This window comes from Pseudorhodobacter sp. W20_MBD10_FR17, from assembly GCF_052119765.1.
Classification (GTDB): Bacteria; Pseudomonadota; Alphaproteobacteria; order Rhodobacterales; family Rhodobacteraceae; genus Pseudorhodobacter.
In genome coordinates, this window is record NZ_JBGQOQ010000079.1 from 1 (window position 1) to 4,857 (window position 4,857).

The 4,857-nt window shown below is 62.4% G+C and carries 4 protein-coding genes; all 4 read left to right on the top strand.

The genetic code is table 11. The features are described from left to right. On the top strand, positions 1-1,275 hold a 1,275-nt coding region (locus tag ACEN2J_RS20375; protein ID WP_442108530.1), incomplete at its 5' end, for a competence protein CoiA family protein. Positions 1,276-1,382: 107 nt separating this feature from the next. Then, entirely contained in the window at positions 1,383-1,541 is a 159-nt protein-coding gene (locus tag ACEN2J_RS20380) for a hypothetical protein (protein ID WP_442108532.1), read from the top strand. A gap of 65 nt (positions 1,542-1,606) precedes the next feature. Further along, a complete protein-coding gene (locus ACEN2J_RS20385; RefSeq protein ID WP_442108534.1) occupies positions 1,607-3,820 on the top strand; it encodes an AAA family ATPase in 2,214 nt (737 codons plus the stop codon). Between the two features lie 727 nt (positions 3,821-4,547). Then, the coding region (locus tag ACEN2J_RS20390; RefSeq protein WP_442108536.1) for a recombinase family protein at positions 4,548-4,857 on the top strand (310 nt) is incomplete at its 3' end.

Consider the following 4,857-nt stretch of genomic DNA (forward strand, 5'->3'; position numbering starts at 1 on the left):
ATGCTTCAAACCAATTTCACCCTCTCCACCACGCGCGCCATCACGGTCGTCCATCGGTCTGATGACCCCAAGCGCCGCTTTCTCTGGGTGTCCGACCTTCTGGACCCGATGGGTGCCGAGGATCTCGCGCTTGAGCGGTGCCTTCAATACCGGTGCGGCCATTGCAACGGCGTGGTGAACCTGCGGGTTCTGTCGGTTGCCGCGGCGGGGACGACCTCGGGCAAACGGGCGCATTTTGCGCATGCTGCGGGACAAGGGGTGGGCTGCCCTGCGGTGACGCCGGATGCGATGCGGGCCTCGGATCTGGGGGCTGCATTTTTTAACGGGCGGCAGGAGGGCGCGCGGCATCTTCGCCTCAAGCATCTGTTCCTTCAGGCGGCGGTGGCGGATCCCACGGTCGCACATGCCGCTCTGGAGGTGCCTCTTGCCCAAGACGGGGCGCGGCGGCGACCCGATGTGCTGGTGGATTTTGGCGACGCGTCGGTGTCGTTTGATGTGCAGGTCGCGCCGCCCATGCGCGATACCATCAGCGGGCGTGCGCGGTTTTATGAGCAAAACCATTTGCTCCATGTCTGGGCGCTGGATGGCGCGGCGCTCGAGCGTACGCAATTGCAAGCGTTTCAGGATCTCACCTGGCGCTCTGGTGGGCAGGTGCTGGCCTTTGACGAGGGATGCTATGTCAGAAGCATCCAATCCCGCAGGCTGACGATGAAGCAGATCGTCATCACCGATGCCGGGGATACGATCACCGCCGAATGGCGCTGGCTGCAAGGCCGGGCGCTGGTGGAGGTTCTGGGTGTGGTCACGCCAGCCTCGGGCATGGCGGGCGATCTTTTGGCGCAGGCCGTCTTTGCCCATCTCGCAGCTCCGGACCGCAACCGCCTAAAGATCTGGTATCAGGCGATGTCGGCTGATCTGGGGCTGCCAGACTGGACCGCTTTCACCAAGGATGGCCTGCGCCCGCTTTTGGGGGCTTTGGCCTCGCTGCATGCAGGGCGGGTCTGCGATGGCAGCAATTTTGCACCCGATGCCATCGGGGCCGTGGTCAATAACGCGGTCGCATCCGAGGTTTTTGACAAACGCCATCTTTGGGCGCCTGTCCTCAAGGCGGCACTGGAGGCCCAAGGCGGGCGGAAGATCGCCCTGACCGGCCCCAAGACCCAAGCTGTTCTGACCCGCGCCATGGCGGGCCATGATACCACAGAGTTTCAAAACCGGATGGATCGCTGGTGGCCTCTGATCCAGCGGCTCTTTCCGAAGCTGCCGAAGCCGTAAGCCTCGACCCTCTCCCCCCGTTTTTTCCCCTACCCGAACTCCGGCCAAGCGCCGGGGACCGATACCCGCGACTTAAAAATCCCCCTCAAAGCCAAAGGAGCTTTGCCATGCTGCACAATACTCTCTCTGTCGCCCCGACCCTTCCAAACCGCTCAAGTCACGCCCGGCGCGATGCGCTTCTGGCCTTTCATCTGGACCAGCTGCAATCGCACGGCCCCCGCCGCCCCGTAACCCTGCCGAGCCTTACCGGCCTGCGCGGTCGCTAAGGCAACTCACGAAGCAAATCATTCCGCGAACGAACCAAATCAATTTCCTGCACAAGGATGCATATATGACACCATCGTTTTCTCCCACCTCCCCCGTCTGGACCAAACCAGCCCAAACCCTGCTGGAGCGTTTCATCGAAAGCCGTCTGCCTGGCGCGGCGAAGAACACGCCCAAAACCTCGGCCGCGCAGATGAAGGACTTTTGGGATAACGCCTCTGCGGCGGACTGCATCAATGGCAACGAGGCCGAGGCCATGATTGCCGAGGATGAGGATATGCTGGCCGCAACGCACACCGGTCACAGCACGCCCATGCAGCTGGTTAGTGTGGAGGCCAGTCTGCTCTGCGCCCGTCTTGCCCAAAGCCTCGGGCCAGATGCAGCCCAAGCGATGGCGCAGGACGGCGCGCTGACCGTTTTGCAAACATCTTCGGCTTCCGATCAGGTCTTGCTGGCTGATATTCTCAAACATGCCTTCTTTCCGCCGAGCCACACCGTCATCCGGACATTGCAATCGGCCCCGGCCCCCGACACCGTTCAACTGGTCTTCTATCCGGCCAGCACGAGCAGCAAGACAAGCTCGGAGGTGCAAACCGCGGTCAAAACGCTGGAGGAGGCGATGGGCCTGCGCACGCCGCTTATTGTTCTTCTGCCCGCTGATGCGGTGTTGCCCAAGGACCTGCGGGGTGCCCTGCCTGCCCCATTATCCTTGGGACCTATCACCCGCGAGACCCTGCTGTTTGCGCTGCACAACACGCATTCGCGCACGGGCCGCGTCGATCGAGCCCGGCTCTTGGCGCTGTTGCCCGAGGATGCTGCCCTGCGCCACATCAGCCGCCCGCAAATCCTTGCCGCCTTCCGCGCCCCCACCACGATCAAGGTCGCCAAGGCACTGGCGGCACGGGTTGCGGGCCCCACAGGGCGCACCCCTCTGCAAGATCTTGAGGGCACAGGCGAACTCTATGAGACCGCCAAAACCCTCGTGGCCGATATGCAGGCCTATGCCGACGGGGCGCTGCCTTGGGCCGAGATCCCGCGCGGCCTGCTTCTGGTGGGCGCGCCCGGCACCGGCAAGACCTTTGCCGCCAAATGCATCGCCGAGGCCTGCGGCCTGCCCTTCATCACCGCCACCTTTGGGGAATGGCAAGCCGCAGGCCATCTGGGCAACATGCTGGCGTCCATGCGGGAGAGTTTCGCCGCGGCCGCTGCCGCCGCCCCGTGTCTCATGTTCATTGATGAGATGGACAGCGCAGGCTCGCGCTCGGCCTCTGACCAGCATGGCGCCTCCTACCGCCAGCAAGTGATCAATGAGTTCTTGGCCCTGATCGACGGGGTCGGCGGCGCCGAGGGCATCATGCTGATCTGCGCCACCAATCATGTCGATGCCATCGATCCGGCAATCTTGCGTCCGGGGCGGCTTGATACCCATATCACCGTCCCTATGCCTGGCCCCAAGGCGCTGGAACAGCAATTGCGCCATCACCTCGGGCCGGACTGGGCGGGCGTGGATTTCGGCGCATTGGTAAAGGCCGCTCGTGGCAAAACCCCCGCCGACCTTGCCGGGGCCATCCGCAAGGCGAGAACCGCCGCGCGGGCCCAAACCGCACCATTGACCGAAGATCACCTCCTTGCAGCCCTTAAACCCGACACCCCCACACACCCCGAGCTGCGCTGGCGCGTTTCTGTGCATGAAGCGGGCCATGCCATCGCGGCACAAGCCTTGGGTCTGGGTGCGGTGCAGGAGATGTCGATCGCGAACGGCGGCGGCCATATTCTGATGACCACCGTGGCGTCTGACGCCGGCATCGCGGCCTATAACAACCACATCGCCCACAGCCTCGCAGGCCGCTGCGCCGAGCAACTTATCCTTGGGCAGGCCTCTGGCGGTGCGGGCGGGGGACAAGACTCTGATCTGGCCCGTGCCACCATGCTTGCCTTGCACATCGAGCGCGGCTCCGGCCTCGGCCTCAACGGCTTGCTTTGGGAACCTTTGCCCTCTGAATCAGCCGCCCGCCCGGTCTCCCCCGATGAGCGCGCTGCCATCCAACGCCGCCTCGGCAGCCAGACCTTGCGGATGGAGGCCGTCCTCCACCGCCACCGCCCCGCCCTCACGGCCCTTGCAAAGGCCCTGAACGAGGCCGGGCATATGAATGGAGAGGAGATTGTACCCTATCTGGTGGGGCTGCGGGATGGGGTCCGCAATCGGCACCCCGATAGTGACGTGCCCACAGTCATTCCCTTGGCCCCGAGACCGCCATTCGAGCCGCCGCACCTTGCATAAACCCGGCTCCTTCCTGTCTTGCCCCAAAGGATCCGCCTTTTGGGGCAAGCTCAAAGCGGGCATCAACGCGCGTCTCGGCCTTAGAGCATGGCGCATCTGCGGCTTTTTCGCTGGTGACACCCGAGAAGAGGTATTTGGGGTGCAGGATCATCGCAGCTCTATGCCCGCAACGACGCGCCCGGTTTTTCAAAAATCCAGGTTTTCGCCCTCGTCAGGCCCGCTCATAGGCCTTCTCAACCACCCGCAGGAGCAAAGGCGCCAGACATCGCCATAAAAACGTGTCAGGCTTTTCCATGGAACTCTCCGTCGATCACAGATTTCACACAAATATCTGATAGTTATTAACATTCTCGTGCAAATCGCACTCGGTTTTCTGGCGCAATCTCAAAGGTTTCCAGCTATGATGATGAACAAGATGGCAAGCTTAACCCTGCCAAAAACATCAACATCAATGAGCCCAGGGCCAGCGCCCGATGGGGCGGTCGGAGTAACTCGCAATGGCGCGGGATCAGGAAAGGCATGTTTGCAAGGGGGAGGCACCGGAGACGGTGCCCGGATCCGCCTGCGCATCCCGCCCCGCCAAAGCCCCCGCCAAAGCCCTTGTCAAAAGCGCGATCGTCTCAGATGATCAAGTGAGATTCCATGCCCTCCTCAAAGCCCTCGCACGCGACCTGGCCCGCGCTGATCATGACCGCACCGCCTAGATCGCCCCATTTGGACTTTTGTAATGACCCAACCTCTGCGCGCCGTCATCTATGCCCGATTTTCCACCGACATGCAGCGGGATGCGTCAATTGATGACCAAATTCGGTCCTGCCGCGAACATGCAGCACGTCAGGGATTGGAAGTCGTGGATACCTATTTCGACAAGGCCGTATCCGGCGCGAGCCTGATGCGCAGCGGCATCCAAAAACTCTTGCGCGATGCGCAAGGCCGCGCCTTTGAAGTGGTGCTCTCGGAAGGATTGGACCGCCTGTCGCGCAACCAAGCCGACATCGCATCAATCTATCAAAAACTGCAATTCCGCGACGTTATGA